The 17623-nt window shown below is 63.1% G+C and carries 18 protein-coding genes; 10 read left to right on the top strand and 8 right to left on the bottom strand.

The window, feature by feature from the left end; all coding sequences use genetic code 11:
• Positions 1 to 381 precede the first annotated feature (381 nt).
• The gene (gene cysK / locus KBY99_RS14385) at positions 382 to 1368 is read left to right on the top strand and encodes a cysteine synthase A (RefSeq protein ID WP_254999750.1); all 987 of its coding nucleotides are present in this window, start codon (positions 382 to 384) and stop codon (positions 1366 to 1368) included.
• 7 nt (positions 1369 to 1375) lie between these two features.
• Positions 1376 to 4117 (top strand): cation-translocating P-type ATPase, encoded by a 2742-nt coding sequence (locus KBY99_RS14390; protein ID WP_254999751.1) that lies wholly within the window; start codon positions 1376 to 1378, stop codon positions 4115 to 4117.
• Here the strand turns inward: KBY99_RS14390 and gorA are convergent.
• The 4 genes from gorA to KBY99_RS14410 form a co-directional block, all read right to left on the bottom strand.
• Positions 4114 to 5457, bottom strand: a complete 1344-nt coding sequence (gene gorA / locus KBY99_RS14395; protein WP_254999752.1) for a glutathione-disulfide reductase — start codon at positions 5455 to 5457, stop codon at positions 4114 to 4116. The genes KBY99_RS14390 and gorA overlap by 4 nt on opposite strands.
• A 192-nt stretch (positions 5458 to 5649) precedes the next feature.
• Positions 5650 to 5988, bottom strand: coding sequence for a P-II family nitrogen regulator (locus tag KBY99_RS14400; RefSeq protein WP_254941649.1), 339 nt, complete (start codon positions 5986 to 5988; stop codon positions 5650 to 5652).
• Positions 5989 to 6000: 12 nt separating this feature from the next.
• Entirely contained in the window at positions 6001 to 7452 is a 1452-nt protein-coding gene (locus KBY99_RS14405; RefSeq protein ID WP_254999753.1) for an ammonium transporter, read from the bottom strand.
• Between the two features lie 464 nt (positions 7453 to 7916).
• Positions 7917 to 8435, bottom strand: coding sequence for a phycocyanin subunit beta (locus KBY99_RS14410; protein ID WP_254999754.1), 519 nt, complete (start codon positions 8433 to 8435; stop codon positions 7917 to 7919).
• Between the two features lie 93 nt (positions 8436 to 8528).
• On the opposite strand from KBY99_RS14410, the gene KBY99_RS14415 reads away from it, so the two are divergent.
• From KBY99_RS14415 to KBY99_RS14430, 4 genes are read left to right on the top strand one after another with little or no spacing between them, the layout of a single operon-like run.
• On the top strand, positions 8529 to 9785 hold the full coding sequence (locus KBY99_RS14415) for a glutathione S-transferase family protein (protein WP_254999755.1): 1257 nt from the start codon (positions 8529 to 8531) through the stop codon (positions 9783 to 9785).
• A gap of 13 nt (positions 9786 to 9798) precedes the next feature.
• A complete protein-coding gene (locus tag KBY99_RS14420; protein ID WP_254999758.1) occupies positions 9799 to 10374 on the top strand; it encodes a DUF2808 domain-containing protein in 576 nt (191 codons plus the stop codon).
• Between the two features lie 17 nt (positions 10375 to 10391).
• Positions 10392 to 11048 (top strand): M23 family metallopeptidase, encoded by a 657-nt coding sequence (locus KBY99_RS14425; RefSeq protein WP_254999759.1) that lies wholly within the window; start codon positions 10392 to 10394, stop codon positions 11046 to 11048.
• 16 nt (positions 11049 to 11064) lie between these two features.
• Positions 11065 to 11343, top strand: a complete 279-nt coding sequence (locus KBY99_RS14430; protein ID WP_254941654.1) for a DUF427 domain-containing protein — start codon at positions 11065 to 11067, stop codon at positions 11341 to 11343.
• Positions 11344 to 11389: 46 nt separating this feature from the next.
• Here the strand turns inward: KBY99_RS14430 and KBY99_RS14435 are convergent, their stop codons facing one another.
• The 3 genes from KBY99_RS14435 to KBY99_RS14445 form a co-directional block, all read right to left on the bottom strand.
• Positions 11390 to 11626 carry a hypothetical protein gene (locus KBY99_RS14435; protein ID WP_106502412.1) on the bottom strand — a complete coding sequence of 79 codons (237 nt, stop codon included), beginning with the start codon at positions 11624 to 11626 and terminating at the stop codon, positions 11390 to 11392.
• 103 nt (positions 11627 to 11729) lie between these two features.
• Complete coding sequence (locus KBY99_RS14440) at positions 11730 to 13898, bottom strand: glutamine synthetase III (protein ID WP_254999761.1); 2169 nt, start codon at positions 13896 to 13898, stop codon at positions 11730 to 11732.
• Positions 13899 to 14023: 125 nt separating this feature from the next.
• Positions 14024 to 14419: a Hepatitis C virus core protein gene (locus tag KBY99_RS14445; protein ID WP_241518200.1), complete on the bottom strand. Its 396-nt coding sequence runs from the start codon at positions 14417 to 14419 to the stop codon at positions 14024 to 14026.
• A 52-nt stretch (positions 14420 to 14471) separates the two neighbouring features.
• Between KBY99_RS14445 and arsS the strand changes: the two genes are divergently transcribed.
• The 4 genes from arsS (at position 14472) to KBY99_RS14465 (ending at position 17207) form a co-directional block, all read left to right on the top strand.
• On the top strand, positions 14472 to 15485 hold the full coding sequence (gene arsS / locus KBY99_RS14450; protein ID WP_254999762.1) for an arsenosugar biosynthesis radical SAM (seleno)protein ArsS: 1014 nt from the start codon (positions 14472 to 14474) through the stop codon (positions 15483 to 15485).
• A 134-nt stretch (positions 15486 to 15619) separates the two neighbouring features.
• On the top strand, positions 15620 to 16027 hold the full coding sequence (locus KBY99_RS14455) for a PilZ domain-containing protein (protein ID WP_254999764.1): 408 nt from the start codon (positions 15620 to 15622) through the stop codon (positions 16025 to 16027).
• Positions 16024 to 16617 (top strand): hypothetical protein, encoded by a 594-nt coding sequence (locus KBY99_RS14460; protein ID WP_254999766.1) that lies wholly within the window; start codon positions 16024 to 16026, stop codon positions 16615 to 16617. The genes KBY99_RS14455 and KBY99_RS14460 overlap by 4 nt, the downstream gene beginning before the upstream one ends.
• 68 nt (positions 16618 to 16685) lie before the next feature.
• Positions 16686 to 17207 carry a LexA family protein gene (locus KBY99_RS14465; RefSeq protein WP_254999768.1) on the top strand — a complete coding sequence of 174 codons (522 nt, stop codon included), beginning with the start codon at positions 16686 to 16688 and terminating at the stop codon, positions 17205 to 17207.
• Positions 17208 to 17296: 89 nt separating this feature from the next.
• Here the strand turns inward: KBY99_RS14465 and KBY99_RS14470 are convergent.
• Positions 17297 to 17623 (bottom strand): hypothetical protein (locus tag KBY99_RS14470; protein WP_315858002.1); only part of this gene is annotated, 327 nt, incomplete at its 5' end.

The raw sequence follows: 17623 nt of genomic DNA on the forward strand, positions 1-17623 counted from the left end.
GGTTGTCATGAGAACGAGAAGAGGGTGTTCCAGAGGAACGGGTATGGAAGGTGGCAAGCCACCAGACGGAATCCCGTCGAGCGCAAGAACATTGCGTAACAGGACTGTAACGGAAGATTGCGGGATTGGTGAGAAGGCCGTCCGGGAGACGCCAAAGCCCTGCTGATGGATCCTATAAGCACCGCTTATGCCGGGGTGCGGCGGGCCCCAGTCGGGTCAACCCCAGGGGCCAAGCCCAAGGCCTTGCGTGAGGCATCGAGTTGGCTCACCGACTGCAGATCGATGTTGTTGACCACAAGACCTGTAAAAACAGGCTAATTCTTGCTGTTCGCTTGGCAGAGCATCCCTAGGGTGCGCGAAGAGAATGGCTCCCCCAAACGGATGACGAGCGTTTACGCCGACAACAGCCTCACCATCGGCAAAACCCCCCTAGTGCAGCTCAATCGGGTCACCGAGGGATGCAAGGCCCGCGTACTGGCCAAGATTGAAGGTCGCAACCCTGCCTTTTCGGTGAAGTGCCGCATCGGTGCAGCCATGATTTGGCGCGCCGAGCAGGAGGGACTGCTGGGACCTGGCAAGGAGCTGGTGGAGCCCACCAGCGGCAATACCGGCATCGCTCTGGCTTTCGTGGCCGCCGCCAAGGGGATCCCCCTAACCCTGACGATGCCGGAAACCATGAGCCTGGAGCGCCGCAAACTGCTCACGGCCTACGGCGCCCAACTCGTTCTCACAGAAGGAAGGATGGGCATGCCCGGCGCCATCGGCGCTGCCAAGGAAATGGCAGCCTCCGATCCCGACCGCTACGTCCTTCTGCAGCAGTTTTCCAATCCGGCCAACCCCCAGATCCACCACGACACCACCGGCCCCGAAATCTGGACTGACACCGAAGGATCGGTGGATGTACTCGTGGCTGGAGTGGGCACCGGAGGCACCATCACTGGCGTCAGCCGTTACATCAAGGGAACCCTGGGCAAGCCACTGGTTTCGGTGGCAGTTGAACCCAACAACAGCCCAGTGATCAGCCAGGCCAAGGCAGGGCAGGAGCTCAAGCCCGGTCCCCACAAGATCCAGGGCATCGGCGCTGGCTTTGTGCCCGCCAACCTCGATCTGGACCTGGTGGATCGGGTCGAAACCGTTAGCGACGAGGAGGCGGTGGCCATGGCCCGCCGGCTGATGAAGGAAGAGGGAATCCTGGCGGGCATCTCCTGTGGTGCCGCAGCCACGGCCGCCCTGCGGCTAGCCCGAGAGGAGGCCTACGCCGGCAAAACCATCGTGGTAGTGCTGCCCGACTCGGGCGAGCGCTACTTGAGTTCCGTTTTGTTTGAAGGGGTGTTTGACGAGAAGGGGCTTGCCCCACCGGCTAGCTGAACTCGCCATGCAGCTCTCTGCCAGCCAGCCGATCTGGAGCATCCCAGCGCAGGCAGTGCCGGCAACTCTGCAGTCCACACTCCAAGGCCTGAGCGACTCAGAGGCCCAGCGGCGGTTGGAGCGGTTTGGAGCCAATCGCCTCCCAAGCCAGCGCCGCCGTTCCCTGCTGCTGAGGTTTGTCGATCAACTGGTGCACTTCATGGCCCTGCTGCTCTGGGTGGCCGGAGCCCTGGCATTTGCGGCGGGCACCCCCCAGCTGGGCTGGGCTATTTGGGCGGTTGTGCTGGTCAACGGCCTGTTCTCCTTCTGGCAGGACTACCAAGCCGAGCGCACCCTGACGGCGCTGAAGCGATCCCTACCCCGCCAGGTGCGGCTCTGGCGCAACGGTGAACTCACCGAGCTCGATGCCGAGCTGCTCGTGCCGGGCGACCGAATCCTGCTGGAGGAGGGAGACCAGGTGCCCGCCGATGCTCGCCTGATCCAGGCCAACGAACTGAGCCTGGATCTCTCGGTGCTCACTGGCGAATCCCAGCCAGTGGCGCGCCATGCCGATGCCATCGACTCACCTGCGGCAGACAAAGTTGTCCTGATTCCGACTCGGGAACGGGCCAATCTGGTTTTGGCGGGCACCAGCGTGGCCGGCGGTCGCGGCGAGGCCATCGTTTACGCCACCGGCGGTGAAACCGAATTCGGCCATGTGGCCCACCTCACCGCCGCCACACCCAGGGGCATCAGCACCCTGGAGCAGCAGGTGGGCCACATCGTGCGCACCATCACAGCCATCGCCTTAATCATGGGGGCGATCACCTTCAGCCTCAGCCTTCTGTTTGTGGGGATGGGTCCCCTCGAAAGCCTGGTGTTCGCTGTGGGGATCATCGTTGCCAACGTGCCCGAGGGCTTGCTGCCCACGGTCACCTTGGCCCTGGCGATCAACGTTCAGCGCATGGCCAGTCAGAAAGCACTGGTGCGCAGGCTTTCTGCCGTGGAGACCCTCGGCTCGGTAAGCGTGATCTGCAGCGATAAAACCGGCACCCTCACCTGCAACCGCATGGCGGTGGAGGAGATCTGGCTGCCCCAGGTAGGCGAGCAGCCAGGGATTGATCGAGGTGCAGAAGCCGAGCTGTTGCTGGCGGCCTGCCTTTGTTCAAACGCCCAGCTCAAAGCCAGCGGTGACGGCAGCCGAGCCCTCGGCGATCCCACTGAAACCGCCCTGCTGGTGGCAGCCCAGGCTCGAGATCTGGGCCTCGAAGTGCATCAGCAGCGCCATCCCCGCAGCCGGGAGTTGCCATTTGACTCCCATCGGCGCCGAATGAGCGTGATCGTGGCCACCGAGGCCGGGCTGCAGCTGATCACCAAGGGGGCACCCCTGGAGCTACTAGAGCGCTGTAGTCCGGCGGGCCGCGCCCAGGCAGTAGCCGCCAACGACGACCTTGCTTGCCGCGGCTACCGCGTCATCGCCGTGGCCCAGCGCAGTCTCGAGGCCACAGAGGAGCAAGCCCCAGCCGATCAACTGGAGCAAAAGCTCAACTTGTTGGGCTTGATCGCGCTCTACGACCCGCCCCGGCCGGAGGTGCCTGAGGCGATCCGCCAGTGTCACCAGGCTGGGATCAAGGTCACGATGGTGACTGGCGACTATGGCCTCACCGCCCAGGCAATAGCTCGCCAGATCGGCCTGCTGGATATGCCGGCCAAGGGTGACAACCACCCCCAGGCTGATCCGGTGCGGGTAATACAAGGCGACCAGCTCGAGCTGATCAGCGATGTGCACCTGCGCCAGCTGCTCAAATACCGCAACCGGCTGGTGTTTGCCCGGATGGCCCCGGAGCAGAAGCTACGGCTTGTGCAGGCCTACCGCTCCCTTGGCGAAGTGGTTGCGGTCACTGGCGATGGAGTAAACGATGCGCCGGCCTTGCGGGCGGCCGATGTGGGCATAGCTATGGGCCTGGTGGGCACCGATGTGGCAAGGGAGGCCGCCGATGTGGTGCTGCTAGACGACAACTTCGCCACGATCGTCACGGCTGTGCGCTTTGGCCGCGGGGTTGTGGCCAACATTCGCAAGTTCCTGCCCTACGTGCTGGCTAGCAACGTGGCCGAGATGGCTCCGTTTCTAGCCATGGTGACCGTGCAAATCCCGGCGGCCCTAACCGTGCTGCAAATCCTGGCGGTGGATCTGGGCACCGATTTACTACCCGCCTTAGGGCTAGGCGCCGAGGCGCCCGAATCTGGATTGATGCGCCAACCGCCCCGGCCCCGCACAGCGCCGTTACTGGATAGGCCCCTGATGCTGCGTGCCTATCTGGTGCTGGGCCTGAGCGAAGCCGTGGTGTCGATGACGGCCTACCTGCTCAGCTGGCAGCAGCAGGGTGTGGGTTGGGCCGAGCTCAGGCTGGCAGCCCCCCTGCTTCTCCATGGCCAGGCCGGAGCAGCGCTCGTGGCCAGCCAGCAGCAGGCCTCAAGTGTGGCCTTCACCTGCATCGTGGCCGGCCAAATCGGTGTGGCGATGGCCTGCCGCAGTGAGCATCGCTCCGCCTTCGTCAACTTGGTGCAACAGGGCTGGCGCCGCAATCCCCTGCTTTGGCTTGGGATAGCAGCTGAAATCCTCTTCACAGCGCTATTGCTCTATTGGCCGCCCCTGTCGCGGCTAGCGGCGATGGTGCCAATTGACAGCCGGGCCCTGCCGATGGTCCTGCTGGCGCCGCTGGTGGTGATGCTGGCTGATGATTGGCGCAAAAGCCGGCTCAGGGTCTAGTTCGGCATGGTCACAAACTCCTCGGCAACCGAGGGGTGCAGGGCCATGGTGCGATCGAAATCGGCCTTAGTGGCGCCCATGCCAATGGCGATGGCTGCCATCTGGATAATTTCAGCGCTGTGCTCGCCCACCATGTGGCAGCCCAGCACCTTGCCGCTTTCCAGCTCCACGACCAACTTGAGCAATACCCTGGGCCCCCTGGCCGGCAAGGCCTGGCTCATCGGCCGGAAACGGGCCCGATGCACCCGCACGCCCCCTGGGCCATGGCGCTGGATCGCCTCCTCTTCGCTGAGCCCCACACTGGCCAGCTCCGGCTGACTGAATACCGCACATGCCACCAGGCTGTGGTCCACCTGGCGCGGGCTAGTGCCATAGACACTGTCGGCAAAGGCGCGTCCCTCATCAATGGCAACCGGGGTGAGGTTGATGCGGTCGGTGACATCGCCAACTGCATAGATATGGGGCACGTTGGTGCGCTGCTCCCTATCCACTGGAATGCGATTGGCTTCAGTGGCGATAGCCGCTGCCTCAAGGCGCAGGCCCTCCAGGAAAGGGCGCCTGCCGGTGGCAAGCAACACCCCACCGCAAGGAATGATTTCGCCAGCCTCGGTGTGGACGCTGAGGTTGCCGGCACTGCCAGTGATAGCTGCAGGACTGTGGGCAAAGCGAATCTCAATACCCTCTTGTTCCATGCCCTCCTGGACCGCCTTGGCAGCTTCAAGATCAAAGCCCCGCAGCAAATGATTGCCGCGCACCAGCTGGGTCACGGCCACGCCAAGGCCATTGAGGATGCAGGCGAATTCACAGGCGATGAAGCCAGCACCCACCACCACAAGGCGCTCCGGTAGTTGCTCCAGCAGAAACATCTCATCGCTCACCCAGCCCAGCTCTGCCCCTGGAATCGCTGGCCGTTGGGGCCGCCCCCCCACCGCAATCAAGATTCGCTCGGCCCCCAGGCGGCGCTCGCCAACGGCAATGGTGTGGTCGTCTTCAAAGCAGCCCCAGCCGCGCACCAGCTCTACCCCTGCTTTCTCAACAAAGCCGAGGTGCAGCTGATTGAGCCGATCTACCTCAGCGCGCACATTGGCCAGCAGGGTGCTGGGGTTGCGGCGAATCCCCTCGATTTCCCAGCCATAGCTGGCTGCATCTGCAAGCAAATGTTTGTAAGCGGAGCCATAAACCAGCAGCTTTTTGGGCACGCAGCCGCGGATCACGCAGGTGCCACCCACCCGATCGCCCTCCACGATCGCCACCCGGGCGCCATAGCTTGCGGCCCGTTTGGCAGCAGCTAGACCACCCGAGCCGGCCCCCAGCACGATCAGGTCGTAGGAGCTGTTCATGGGGCTTGGAGATGAAGGAATGGAGGACCTCACGCTATGGCGTGAAGTCCTTGGGCGGAAGGGTGCTCCCCAGCTCAGCGACGAATCCAGGGAAGCTGGTGGCATTGTCAGCAGCCATAAAAAAGCCCCCCTGACGGGGGGCAGTTGAGGTGTCCCAGATGGAAACACCACATCAAATCAAGAGGTGGGTGATCAGATCGCCGTGTCGCCGCGCTCACCGGTGCGGATGCGGATGGCTTCCTCAACGGGGGTGACGAAGATCTTGCCATCACCGATTTCACCGGTTCGGGCGGCCTCGAGGATGGCAGTGAGGGTGGCTTCCAACTTGTCGTCAGTCACCACCACAACGATCTTGGACTTGGGTAGGAAGTCAACGGTGAACTCGTTGCCGCGGTAGCGCTCCACCTGACCCTTCTGTCGACCGAAACCGCGGACATCGACAAGAGTCATGCCGACCACATCGAGGCCGACGAGGGTTGTTTTGATTGCTTCCACCTTGGAAGGGCGGACCATTGCCGTGATCATTTTCATGGTGATTCAGCTTCAGTTGGTCGTGGGGTCGTAAGCCTCTTCCCCGTGGGCGACGAAGTCGAGTCCACGTTCTTCCTGCTCAGGAGTGACCCGCAGGCCCACCGTGGCGCCAACGATCCAGAGAATGACCGCGGTGCCGATGCCGACAAACCCGTAGCTGATCAGCACGGCCTTGACGTGGGCCACGAACAGGGCGGTGTTGCCGCCGCTGGCGAGGATTGCTGCCGATTTGGGGAAGTAGTCGGCCGGCACCAGGGCAGGGATGGCTAGGGCGCCGGTGAGCAGGGCTCCCACCGTGCCACCTACGCCGTGGACGGCGAAGGCATCGAGGGAGTCATCAAAGTTGATGGCCGACTTCACCTGAACTGCGATATAGCAGGCGATGGAGGTCGCCGCACCGATGATTAGAGCCTGGGGCATGTAGACGAAGCCTGCGGCGGGGGTGATGCCCACCAGACCAGCCACGGCGCCGGTGGCGGCTCCCACGGCGGTGGGTTTGCCATCACGGAACCACTCAATCAAGCACCAGGTGAGCAGGGCCGTTGAGGCCGACAGGGTGGTGGTCAGGAAGGAGAAGCCGGCACCCTTAGCAGCGAAGTAGCTGGCGCCGTTGAAGCCGAACCAGCCGAACCAGAGAAGGCCTGCACCCAAGAGGATGAAGGGCACGTTGTGGGGAGGACGCTTGCTGCCTGGGAAGCCGCTGCGCGGACCCACAATCGCAGTGGCCACCAGAGCCGCCACGCCTGCAGCAATGTGAACAACTGTGCCGCCGGCAAAGTCGATGGCGCCGATCTCACCAAAGGGACCGATGTATCCACCGCCCCAAACCATCTTGCACATGGGGCAGTAGATGAACAGGCTCCAGAGCAGGGAGAACCAGAACCAGGCCTTGAAGTTGATCCGCTCCACAAGGGCGCCGGAAATAAGCGCCGGGGTGATGATCGCGAACATGCCCTGGAAAAGGGCGAAGGAGGAAGCGGAGATGGCGAAACCATCAGCGAGTGGAGCATCACCGAGCTCACCGCCTACGCCGTTGAGCCACATCTGGCCGAGACCACCGATGAAGGGGCTGCCGAAGCCGGTGTCGAAGGAGAGGGAGTAGCCGATCACAACCCAGACGACACCGATGAGCCCCATCAGGAAAAAGCTCATCATCATGGTGTTGAGCACGTTCTTGGCGCGGGTGAAGCCGCCGTAGAAGAACGCCAGGCCTGGGGTCATAAGTAGAACCAGGGCTGAACCCATCAGCATCAGCAGGGTGTCGGCGCCGTCGGTGGGGACCTTCGCCAAGGCTGCCTTGGCGGAGCCTGCCATCAGCGGCAGCAGGCCAGCACCAAAGGCGAGCAGCATCACGGCGTAACGCTTCAGTTCAGGCTCCTGAACCTTGGCGAGAAGCTGGGTGCGGAATCGATCAAAGACAGCGAGCGGGGTTGGACCGCCGCCAGCGATGGGGACTTGGGCCATGAAGGAAGGTGACCTCTAATGTTCACCCGGCCACAATCGTGCAGCGCTGCAGTCCTGTGGGTAGCAAATGACACCGTTCACGAGAACGCTGATCCCTTCCGCCCTGTGTTGGCTGGCAGCCCAATCTTGGGACGGACGTCGCTGACTAGAAGCCGCCGAATGTGCCGCCGAGGATCGACGGCAGAGAGGGTCTAGAGGGCCAACTGGGCAACTCCATGACTGGTCCTCAGCCCTTTTTTGATGTTGGATCCGTTCACGGTTGGATCGGTTCACGAGTTAGTTAGCTGCCGCGGAGTGAAGCAATCCGTCGTGACTGATGCCCTGATGCTCACTATTGAGGTCTTCAGCTGAGCTGCCTGGCCCCATCCCTTGGCTCTTGATCTCCAGTGCAACCGGAAACCCAAAAACCCTCTGGTTGAACCGTTGGGCTCCTGCCAGAGGGACATTGCTGGGCTTGTGCCCAATCAGCCGACTGCAGCAGCAGCGCGGTCGAAATAGGTGCCAACTTCGGACATCAGGGCGGAGCAATCTCCAGGGGTTATGCCGTTGCGATCGTTAGCGATCGAGATAGCAGCTTGCTTCATTTTGCGAACGCCTTCTGCCACAGAAGCGCCAGGAACGCCGAGGGCGAGGTAGGTCTCACGCAGGCCGTTGAGGCAGCGGTCTTCCAGCACGGAAGCATCGCCGTTGAAAATGGCATAGGTGACGTAGCGGAGGATGATCTCCATGTCGCGCAGGCAAGCAGCCATGCGGCGGCTGGTGTAGGCGTTGCCACCTGGAGCGATCAAGGCGGGCTGCTGATCGAAGAGATCGCGGGCAGCGTTGGTAACGATGGCAGAAGCGTTGGAGGTGATGCGGTTCACCGTATCCATGCGCTTGTTACTTTCGGCAACCATCGCTGCGAGGGCATCGATCTGGCTGGCGTTAATGAATTCGCCACGGGCATCAGCCTGGGCAACAACCTTGGTGAAGGCGTCGAACATTGGATCTCTGTTATGGAACTTCGCTCTTGAAAGTTAGTTAGGCCACCGAGCACCCCGCGAGCTCCTAGAACCAAGGCTGCTGCAGCGATAGGCATGGAGTCGAAAGCCGAGGGAGTGCTCGATTGGCAAGAGCTCGAACGCCTCGGTGCGTCCCCAGCCGATCCAGTCAACGGTCCCACCAGCGCCCAGGCCCGGCTGCGTTTGTTTGGTCAGCCGGAGGAGGCAGTGCGGGTCACCCTGTTCCGCGATCACCATGCCTGGTGCCCCTACTGCCAGAAGGTGTGGCTTTGGCTCGAAGAGAAGCGGATCCCCTACCGGATTCGCAAGGTCACCATGTTCTGTTACGGCGATAAGGAGGCTTGGTTCAAACGGCTAGTTCCTTCGGGGATGCTGCCCGCGCTTGAGCTCGATGGCCGCCTGATCACCGAGAGCGACCGCATTCTTGAAGCCCTCGAGGGGGCCTTCGGGCCCCTGGGACTGGGCATGAACGATCCGGCAGTGCTGCCCCTGCGCCAACTGGAGCGCCTGCTGTTTCGTGCCTGGTGCCAATGGCTCTGCAGTCCGGGGCTGCGGCCCGCCCAGGAGCAAGCTGCCAAGGCGGCTTTTCAGCGCATTGCAGGCAACTTTGAGCAGGCGCTCAGCCAGCAATGTGGGCCGTTTCTGCTTGGCGAGCTAGGCACCGCTGATCTGGTGTTCGTGCCCTACGTGGAGCGCATGGCAGCAAGCCTGGCCTACTACAAGGGCTTTCTGTTGCGCAGTGAGCATCCGGCCATTGGCCGCTGGTTTGAGGCGCTGGAGCAGCGCCCCAGCTACTTAGGCACCCAGAGCGACTTCCACACCCATGCCCACGACCTACCGCCCCAGATGGGTGGCTGCTATGCCAGCGGAGATGCCAACCAACAAGCACTAGCCACTCAAATCGATCGGGGCCCCTGGCCCCTGGGCAGCCCCGACCCGGAAACCAGCCAAGCCGAACCGGCCAATGCGGCAGCTTTTGCCCTCAGCCGGGTGATCAAGCACCGAGCGGCAATTCTTGGCCGCAGCCCCCTGGGAGCGGAAAAATTCGATGTCCCGCTACGCACAGCTCTCACGGCCCTGATCCACGCCAAGCCCCTGCCAGCACCGGCGGGCTCTGCCCCTGCCCTGCGCTACCTGCGCGATCGCATCAGCGTGCCCCGGGACATGCCGCTGCATGCGGCCCGGCGCCTGCGCCAGGCCCTGGAGGCCACCGCCAGCCTGGATCCCGAGGGCAGCACGGCCCAAGGACAGCCGATTCCGGTGGGCCATCGCCGCGATCAGGATCCCCAGCCATTCCTGCGGGCCGCTCCTAGCGTTTTGCCAACTGCTTAATGCCCTAGTGCCTGTGCCCCGTCTTCGACGCGTCGCCGTTGCGCTCGGCTGGGCCCTGGCCAGCTGCATTACCGGGGTGCCCGCAATCTCGCCGCTTGCGATCCCCGCCGCCCGAGCCCTGGAACTCAAGGGGGCCACCTACTTCACCAAGGCTCCGTGGAAGGTTGATCTGGTGAGCTTCTACACCACCGTCTGGCAGACCAGCGCCGAGTACTACTTCACGATCAGCCTCGATGCCGACGCCGGAGCCGCCCTCGGCGGCCTCACCATTCAGCAGACCCGCGGCGTGGATACCAGCTTTCCATTCTTTGTGGATCGCACCTCAGCCTTTTTGGGCCGGCCGCGCCAGCAGGGTCCCCGCGTGCCGGTGCAGGCTCAGTTCGATAGCGATGCGCGCCGCTTCACCCTCAGCTTCCCTGAGCCCATTAAGCCCGGAAGCACGCTCACCGTTGTGCTCAAGCCCTGGAACAACCCGGCTGTCTCCGACACCTACATGTTCCAGGTGACGGCCTACCCAGCCGGTCCCAACCCCTCGCCAGCGTCGCTGGGATTTGGCACCCTGCGGATCTACGACCCCGATTGGCGCTGAGCCAGATCCCCTGAGCCATGACCCACCGGAGCTGGTCCGTGCTGTTGCCGTTGTTTTTGGCAGCGGTTGCTGGCCAGCCGCCGCTGCGGGCCCAGACCGCGGAGCCCCAGGGGTTGCGGCCCCCGATGCCCCTGGAGCTTCCGGGCCACGTTTCAGTGCCGGATGTGCGGCTCCCCGGATCGGAGGGATCTCTGGCCCGGGGCATCTTGCAGACATCAACACCTGATAACTCGCCGCCGCCCCTGGCTTACCCGTTGGCCCAACCCGCCGAAAGCCTGGACCCCTGGGGCTGGCGCTACTCGGAGCGGCGCTCTGCCTGGCGGCTGCACACCGGCGTTGATCTGGCGGCGCCGCAGGGCACGGTGGTGCTCGCCTCCCGGGCCGGACGGGTGCTGCTGGTGGAGTCGATCAGTGGCTACGGCACCACGGTGCTGCTGGACCATGGCGAGGGTTGGCAGACGCTCTATGCCCATCTGCACGAGGCCATCGTGGTGAGCGGCGTCTGGCTGGAGCAGGGGCAACCGCTGGGCATGGTGGGCATGACCGGCTCGGCGACGGGCCCCCATCTGCACTTCGAACTGCGTCGCCAGGGCGCCGAGTTGCTGGCCCTGGATCCCACACCCCACCTGCCGCCTCCATCCCTACCCCCGGTGCTTGCCACAATCAGCCCTTAATTGCGCCCCAAGACCCATGCAAGCCCAGTGGAATGGTCAGGTGATTGCCAGCAGCGATGACATCGTCAAGGTTGACGGCAACGCCTATTTCCCCGCCGCAGCCCTTGACCCCGACTGCATCCGCCCCTCCAGCCACACCAGCGTGTGCGGTTGGAAGGGCACGGCTCACTACTACGACCTGGTGGTCAATGGCCAGGTGAACGCCAATGCGGTCTGGTTTTATCCAGAGCCCAAGGAGGCTGCCGCCAACATCCGTGGCCGGGTGGCCTTCTGGAAGGGCGTGCAGGTGACCTGAATCAGCTGTCTCGCGCAACTCGAGAGAGGTGGCAGCAGCAAGGGATTCAGCAACCTGGAAACCGTAGGGTGCGCCAGTCTCCGCTGGCAGTACTCACTTCAACGCCAATCTCCACAGGGCCTGAGCTGCCACCGCAGTGGTCGTTCCACCAGCCAAGCGCTTCGCTCCATGCGGCATCTAGAGATTCGTAGAGGTCGTCGAGCACCGGATGGGGGGCGCCCTGACGATCGACTAGGCGGTAGATCCGCACATGGCTGGGGGATTGGGTGCGCACTGCTGGCATGTCTGGCTTCGCTGCTCTACTGGTAATCATGGCCCTTGTGCCAGATCGAAACTGTCACCTTCACAACATCTTCCGGTATTGCAGGTTGCTAGGCCGCCAGGCATCAACGTATGAACAGCATCTCCTGGTAGCTGGGCAGGGGCCAGAGGTCGTCGTCGACCAAACCTTCCAGGCCATCCACCGCCGAGCGCAGGTCGCCGATTAGCGGCATCAGGCTGTCGGCGCAGTGACGCATGTGGGCTTCGGTGCCGTGGGGCGCGGCATGTAGGGACTGGTCGAGGCTCTCGCAACCGTTGTTGAGCTGCTCAAGCAGTTCGCCCAACTGATTGCGCAATTTGAGATTGGGATGCAGACCCATCGCCTGCTGCTCCTGCAGGGCCTGGCCCAGCTCGCCTAGATAGCGCACAGCTGCTGGATATACCTGGGTGCGAGCGATCTGCAGGGCCAGCTTTGCCTCCACTTCAATCGCCAGCACGTACTGCTCGGCGTACACCTCAAAGCGGCTCTCCAGCTCCACCGCACTGAGCACTCCTTGGCGCTCAAACAGCTCGCGCACCTCCTGGCGCTGCAGCACTGGCAGGGAATCGGCGCAGGTGCGCAGGTTTTCCAGGCCACGCTCTTCGACAGCCAGGCGATGCCATTCGCTGGAGTAGCCGTCGCCGCCAAACACGACGGATCCGTGCTCGCGCATCACCTGCTGGAGCACGTTGAAGGCCGCTTCTCCTAGGGCGGTGCCGCTTTCGAGCTGGCTCTGCAGCCGATCGGCAATCCAGCCGATCGAATCGGCCAGCACCGTGTTCATCGCCACCAGGGGCCCGGCTACCGACTGGTTGGAGCCAACGGCGCGGAATTCAAAGCGGTTGCCTGTGAAAGCAAATGGTGAGGTGCGGTTGCGATCACCGGGGTCTTTGGTGAATTCCGGCAGGGTGTCCACTCCCAGGGTCATGACTCCGCCCTTGGCGGAACTCTGCAGGTTGCCCTCGCGGATCTGGTTGAACACGTCCTCGAGCTGGCTGCCCAAATACACCGAGATGATCGCCGGGGGAGCCTCATTGGCGCCCAGGCGGTGATCGTTGCCGGCGGTGGCGATCACGGCCCGCAGCAGCGGCCCGTAGCTGTGGACGCCCCGGATCACGGCGGCGCAGAACAGCAGGAACTGCAGGTTGTCGTGGGGCGTTTGGCCCGGGTCGAGCAGGTTGCCCTGGGTGGCGTTGCCGATCGACCAGTTGACGTGCTTACCCGAGCCGTTGATCCCCGCAAAGGGCTTTTCGTGTAGCAGGCAGGCGAAGCCGTGCTTTTTGGCCGTGGCCTTGAGCACGGTCATGGTGAGCTGCTGGTGGTCGGTAGCGACGTTTGCGGCTTCGAAGTAGGGCGCAATTTCAAATTGACCAGGTGCCACCTCGTTGTGGCGAGTCTTGGCGGGAACGCCCAGGCGGTAGAGCTGCTGCTCCACGTCCTGCATGAAGACCTGCACTCGCTCGGGGATGGCTCCGAAGTAGTGGTCGTCGAATTGCTGGCCCTTGGCGGGCGGGGCGCCAAACAGGGTGCGGCCAGCGAGGAGCAGGTCGGGGCGCAGGGCGACGAAGGCGTTGTCGACCAGGAAATACTCCTGCTCGGCACCGCAGCTGGAGTTCACCGGAGCTACGTCGGTTTCACCGAGTAGACGCAGCAGGCGCTGGGCCTGTCGGTTCATAGCGGCGTTGGAGCGCAGCAGCGGCGTTTTTTTATCTAGGGCCTCACCGGTCCAGGAAACGAAAACGGTGGGAATGCAGAGGGTGACCCCGTTGGGGGTCTGCATCAGGTAAGCGGGGCTGGTGATGTCCCAAGCGGTGTAGCCGCGGGCCTCAAAGGTGGAGCGGATGCCGCCATTGGGGAAGGAGGAGCCGTCTGGCTCGCCCTGCACCAGCAGCTTGCCTGTGAATTCGGTGATCACCCGACCATCACTTTTGGGCGAAATGAAGCCGTCGTGCTTCTCTGCCGTTGAGTTGGTGAGCGGATAAAAAACGTGGGCGTAATACAGCGCTCCACGCCCGGTAGCCCAGGTCTTCATGGCGTCGGCCACGGCGTTGGCTAACGACAAATCGAGCTTGCCGCCCTCCCGGATGGTGCGCTGGATCGACTTAAAAATGCGTCCAGGCAAGGCCTCCTTCATCGCCTGAAGGCCGAACACATCGCTAGCCCACAGCTCATCGAAGGGGGCTGCAGCAGTTGTCGCCACCGGGCGTCGCCGCTGAATCTGCTGCAGGGCGGCGTAACGGTGCGAGCTGGGCATGGGATCGATTTGAAAACGCTTTGTGGGGGCATCCAATGCGGCAATCCCGTCCGCTTATGTAGCCGTTGCTACAAAATTACTCCCCTGATTCGAGGGCTGGTGGCTACGGCGACAGACCGGCCAGCTCAGATCAAGTACCGGCGAATGCTGGGTCGACTCCAGAACACCAGCGCAGCAGTCGTAGCCGCCCAAAGCAGACCAGAAAGCACTGCGGTGAGCAATCGGCCCTCACTGAGCAGCGCCATGCGCACGATTCCGTAAGGCAGCCCCACCGCCAGGGCCATAGACAGGGCCACGATCGCCAGGATCTGTCCCCAGGCACGCCACTTGAGCAGGGCGATCGAGCCCACCAGGCCCACCACGGCCGTAGGCAGCACGGCACTGGCGCCCACAACGAGATTGGCCGTGCGCCAGGTGGGATCCAGCAGGATTACCGCCAGGCCGAGGGGAATAGCCAGGCCATTGGCCACCAAACCCAGGCGAGCCAGGGTCACGTAGCCGCGGGGGGGCTGCTGCAACATCGCAAACTCGGTTCCAGCGACTCACCATGCTCGTTCATGGGTAGGCGGCAGGATGGTGGTGTTCGCAAATGGACGGGGATTGCAACTCCATTCCGCCCCGCCCCTAACAGGAGCCCAAGGGCCAGCAACGGCCTTCCCGCCGCTGCAGCGGGGACCCCTGACAACCCTGCAGGTGAACCTCGGTTACCGCTGTAACCAGGCCTGCAGCCACTGCCACGTCAACGCTGGACCATCCCGCACCGAAATGATGGATCCGGCCACCCTGGCCCTGATCCCGCATGTTCTGGCGGCTCGCCAGCTGAGCTGCCTCGACCTCACCGGTGGAGCGCCGGAGCTCCATCCCCAGTTCAGGGAGCTGGTGGTGGCTGCCCGCCAGCTTGGCGTCGAGGTGCTCGATCGCTGCAACCTCACGATTTTGTCGGAACCAGGCCAGGCTGATTTAGGCCGTTTCCTGGCGGATCAGGGCGTCACGGTGGTGGCCTCCCTGCCCTGCTACGCCGCCGAAAATGTTGATCGCCAGCGAGGCAGCGGCGTGTTTGAGCGCAGCATCGAGGCACTACGTCATCTCAATGCCCTTGGCTACGGCCAGCCAGGCAGCGGCCTAGAGCTGCAGCTCGTCTACAACCCCCAGGGGCCTGACCTACCCCCTCCCCAAGCCCAGCTGGAGGCCGACTACCGCCGGGTGCTCGCCGCCGACTACGGGGTGGTGTTCACCAGCCTCTACGCCCTTGCCAATATGCCGATCCAGCGTTTTGCCAGCTGGCTTCAAGCCCAGGGAAAGCTGGAGGCCTACCAAGCCCTGTTGCAAAACAAGCACTGCGGCGCGAATCTCGAGCGGGTCATGTGTCGCTCCCTGATCAGTGTCGACTGGCAGGGCTGGCTTTATGACTGCGATTTCAACCAGCAGCTTGGACTAAGCGCAGCTGGCCGGCCCAAGCGCCATCTGGGCGAACTGCTGGGCTGGGATCCGCAGGGAGATGGGGTGGCAGTGGCAGATCATTGCTTTGGCTGCACCGCCGGAGGGGGCTCCAGCTGCGGCGGTGCCCTAAGCCGTGCCGCGGGCTGAATACCTCCTGGCCAAGATCTAAATCTTCAGCTTCTTCTCAGTTGGGTTTTCGAGTCGCCTCAGTACGATGGGAACAAATTACTGGGTGATGTGCACACGCGGATGTTTACGAATATCCGCCTGCATTTGACTTGATGCCGGATCCTTCCCCAAGGAAAGAGGAGAGGCACATCGTGCCCTCAATAAGCATGACAATTCAGATCGACTTTCATGTCGATCTGATGTCGTTTATTGGTCGCCTTTGGGATGTGAGCTCCTCTGGTGCCTGCCTGCTGTTTCCCATCCGCGAGCCTGTAGTGCCTGGTTTGGTCGGCACCCTCACGATTCACCACCCCATCTTCGGCGATCCGATCCGGCTGCGGGCCAGCTCCCTCTGGGTCGATCGGCTGGAGTCGGCCTCCTATGTGGGGGTGCGGTTTCTTGAAACTGTCGACTTCAACACCACCTTTTTGAAAGTGCTGATGCGCCGCAGCGGTGGCTATACCCCCGTGGGTAGTTTTGGCGATCTTCTCTCTGGCACGGCATTCGGCAGCTTCAGTTGAGCAAGCAGCACCTTCGCCCAGCTCTGCTGATGATCCTTGGGCTGGGCTGGCTGCTTGCCAACTCTGTCCAGGCCCTGCAGCGGCCGGTGGATCCAGTAGCGGTCTGCGTGGTGACCCCCCGGGTGGAGCCGGTGACAGAAGGTGATGCCATTGGCCTGGTGCCCACACCCAGGCCCCTGCTCGTAGTGGTCGAACCCCTGCTGGAGCTCCGCATCGAGCGCCATGGACAGCTGGTTTGGCAGCAGCTTGCGCCTGCCGGGCGCCCCTTCCGCGCCCCCCTGGCCTGGCCCCTGGCCCCCATTGCCCCCGGCGAGGTGGTGCTGCTGCGCCTGAGACCTGAGCAGGCGGCAGAGGGCAGCTTTGCCCAAGTGCAATTAGTGGGTGCGGACGCCGAGCGGATGGCCCGCACCGCGGCCCTGATCCTCTCCCTAGGCCAGAGCCCCCCTGCCTGGCTGGCAGCGATCGAAACGGCCCTGGAAGCAGGAGATGTGTCGCTGGCCTGGGCTCTGCTGTTTGAACCCCAGCTCCCCGATGCAGGCGATTTAGCCGCCCTGCGCAACGAGGTGGTGCGCAGGGGCTGCGGCGATTGAGCCGCGACCACAGCGCAAAGAGTACAGGTGTACCATCTGCCCTGTAGTCGCGGCCTTCGGGGATTGCCATGGCGAGCGATCTGATCTGGCTTGGTCCCTTGCAGCCAGCGCATCACGACCTCGAGCCCCTGCTTTTGCCCCTGGCCGGCGAAACCGTGGCCGCAGGCTTTCCCAGCCCTGCCGATGACTACATCGAGGCAACAATCGATCTAAACGGAGCCCTGATTCCGCGACCGAGCTCCACCTTTTTGATGCGGGTAGACGGCGATGCCATGCGCGGAGAGGGCATTCATCACGGCGATCTATTAGTGGTCGACCGCAGTGTGGGGCCCCGTTCTGGCTCCATCGTGGTCGCCGTGCACGAGGGGCGCTTTCTGCTGCGGCGACTGGAGGGAACATCTCCCCATCGGCGCCTGGTAGCCAGCGATGCCACTAGCCCCGCCATTGCCTTGCAAGGCGACGATCCCGACCTGCTGATCTGGGGCGTGGTGATCCATGCGGTACATCACCTCTGGAAGCCATCGCCGCAATCGCGAGTCCGAGGAAGCGCCTTTAAGCGTTCACCAGAAGCCTTTGGAATAAAGCCATAGGCCTAGCAATCCCATTGGCACAAACACTGCGCCAAGGATCTGCAACTTGACGGTGCGCGGAGATGGCTGATTCGTACGGGGCATGGGGGTCAGGCTGAAGGGGAGAACAAAATCGGGCGATAGGTGGGCCGAGCAGCGGGCGAGAGGCTCCACTTCACCCGGCAGGTGAAGGTGGCGTATTCACCTTTGATGGCAGTTGAGAGCCGCATGGCCGTAGCGGTTGCATTGGCTGGCATGCGGTATTGGGCCTGATTGCAGGAGTCCACTTCAGAGACGTTCGACTTGTATTCAACGGTGCCACTGGTGGGCGCGGCCTTGGCGTCTGTTTGGCCAGCCTGGGCTGCGCAGGGTGCAAGCAGGGAAGCAGTAGTACAAATGGTCAAAAGACAGGGAAATGCAGCAATGCGGCGCATGGC

This window comes from Cyanobium sp. Maggiore-St4-Cus, assembly GCF_024345615.1.
Lineage (GTDB): Bacteria > Cyanobacteriota > Cyanobacteriia > PCC-6307 > Cyanobiaceae > Cyanobium_A > Cyanobium_A usitatum.

What these genes read in the sequence shown, in the direction of transcription:
- cysK (WP_254999750.1), top strand. Translation starts at nt 382, where the DNA reads ATGACGAGCGTTTACGCCGACAACAGCCTCACCATCGGCAAAACCCCC.
- KBY99_RS14390 (WP_254999751.1), top strand. Translation starts at nt 1,376, where the DNA reads ATGCAGCTCTCTGCCAGCCAGCCGATCTGGAGCATCCCAGCGCAGGCA.
- gorA (WP_254999752.1), bottom strand. Translation starts at nt 5,457, where the DNA reads ATGAACAGCTCCTACGACCTGATCGTGCTGGGGGCCGGCTCGGGTGGT.
- KBY99_RS14400 (WP_254941649.1), bottom strand. Translation starts at nt 5,988, where the DNA reads ATGAAAATGATCACGGCAATGGTCCGCCCTTCCAAGGTGGAAGCAATC.
- KBY99_RS14405 (WP_254999753.1), bottom strand. Translation starts at nt 7,452, where the DNA reads ATGGCCCAAGTCCCCATCGCTGGCGGCGGTCCAACCCCGCTCGCTGTC.
- KBY99_RS14410 (WP_254999754.1), bottom strand. Translation starts at nt 8,435, where the DNA reads ATGTTCGACGCCTTCACCAAGGTTGTTGCCCAGGCTGATGCCCGTGGC.
- KBY99_RS14415 (WP_254999755.1), top strand. Translation starts at nt 8,529, where the DNA reads ATGGAGTCGAAAGCCGAGGGAGTGCTCGATTGGCAAGAGCTCGAACGC.
- KBY99_RS14425 (WP_254999759.1), top strand. Translation starts at nt 10,392, where the DNA reads ATGACCCACCGGAGCTGGTCCGTGCTGTTGCCGTTGTTTTTGGCAGCG.
- KBY99_RS14430 (WP_254941654.1), top strand. Translation starts at nt 11,065, where the DNA reads ATGCAAGCCCAGTGGAATGGTCAGGTGATTGCCAGCAGCGATGACATC.
- KBY99_RS14435 (WP_106502412.1), bottom strand. Translation starts at nt 11,626, where the DNA reads ATGCCAGCAGTGCGCACCCAATCCCCCAGCCATGTGCGGATCTACCGC.
- KBY99_RS14440 (WP_254999761.1), bottom strand. Translation starts at nt 13,898, where the DNA reads ATGCCCAGCTCGCACCGTTACGCCGCCCTGCAGCAGATTCAGCGGCGA.
- KBY99_RS14445 (WP_241518200.1), bottom strand. Translation starts at nt 14,419, where the DNA reads ATGTTGCAGCAGCCCCCCCGCGGCTACGTGACCCTGGCTCGCCTGGGT.
- arsS (WP_254999762.1), top strand. Translation starts at nt 14,472, where the DNA reads ATGGTGGTGTTCGCAAATGGACGGGGATTGCAACTCCATTCCGCCCCG.
- KBY99_RS14455 (WP_254999764.1), top strand. Translation starts at nt 15,620, where the DNA reads ATGCCGGATCCTTCCCCAAGGAAAGAGGAGAGGCACATCGTGCCCTCA.
- KBY99_RS14465 (WP_254999768.1), top strand. Translation starts at nt 16,686, where the DNA reads ATGGCGAGCGATCTGATCTGGCTTGGTCCCTTGCAGCCAGCGCATCAC.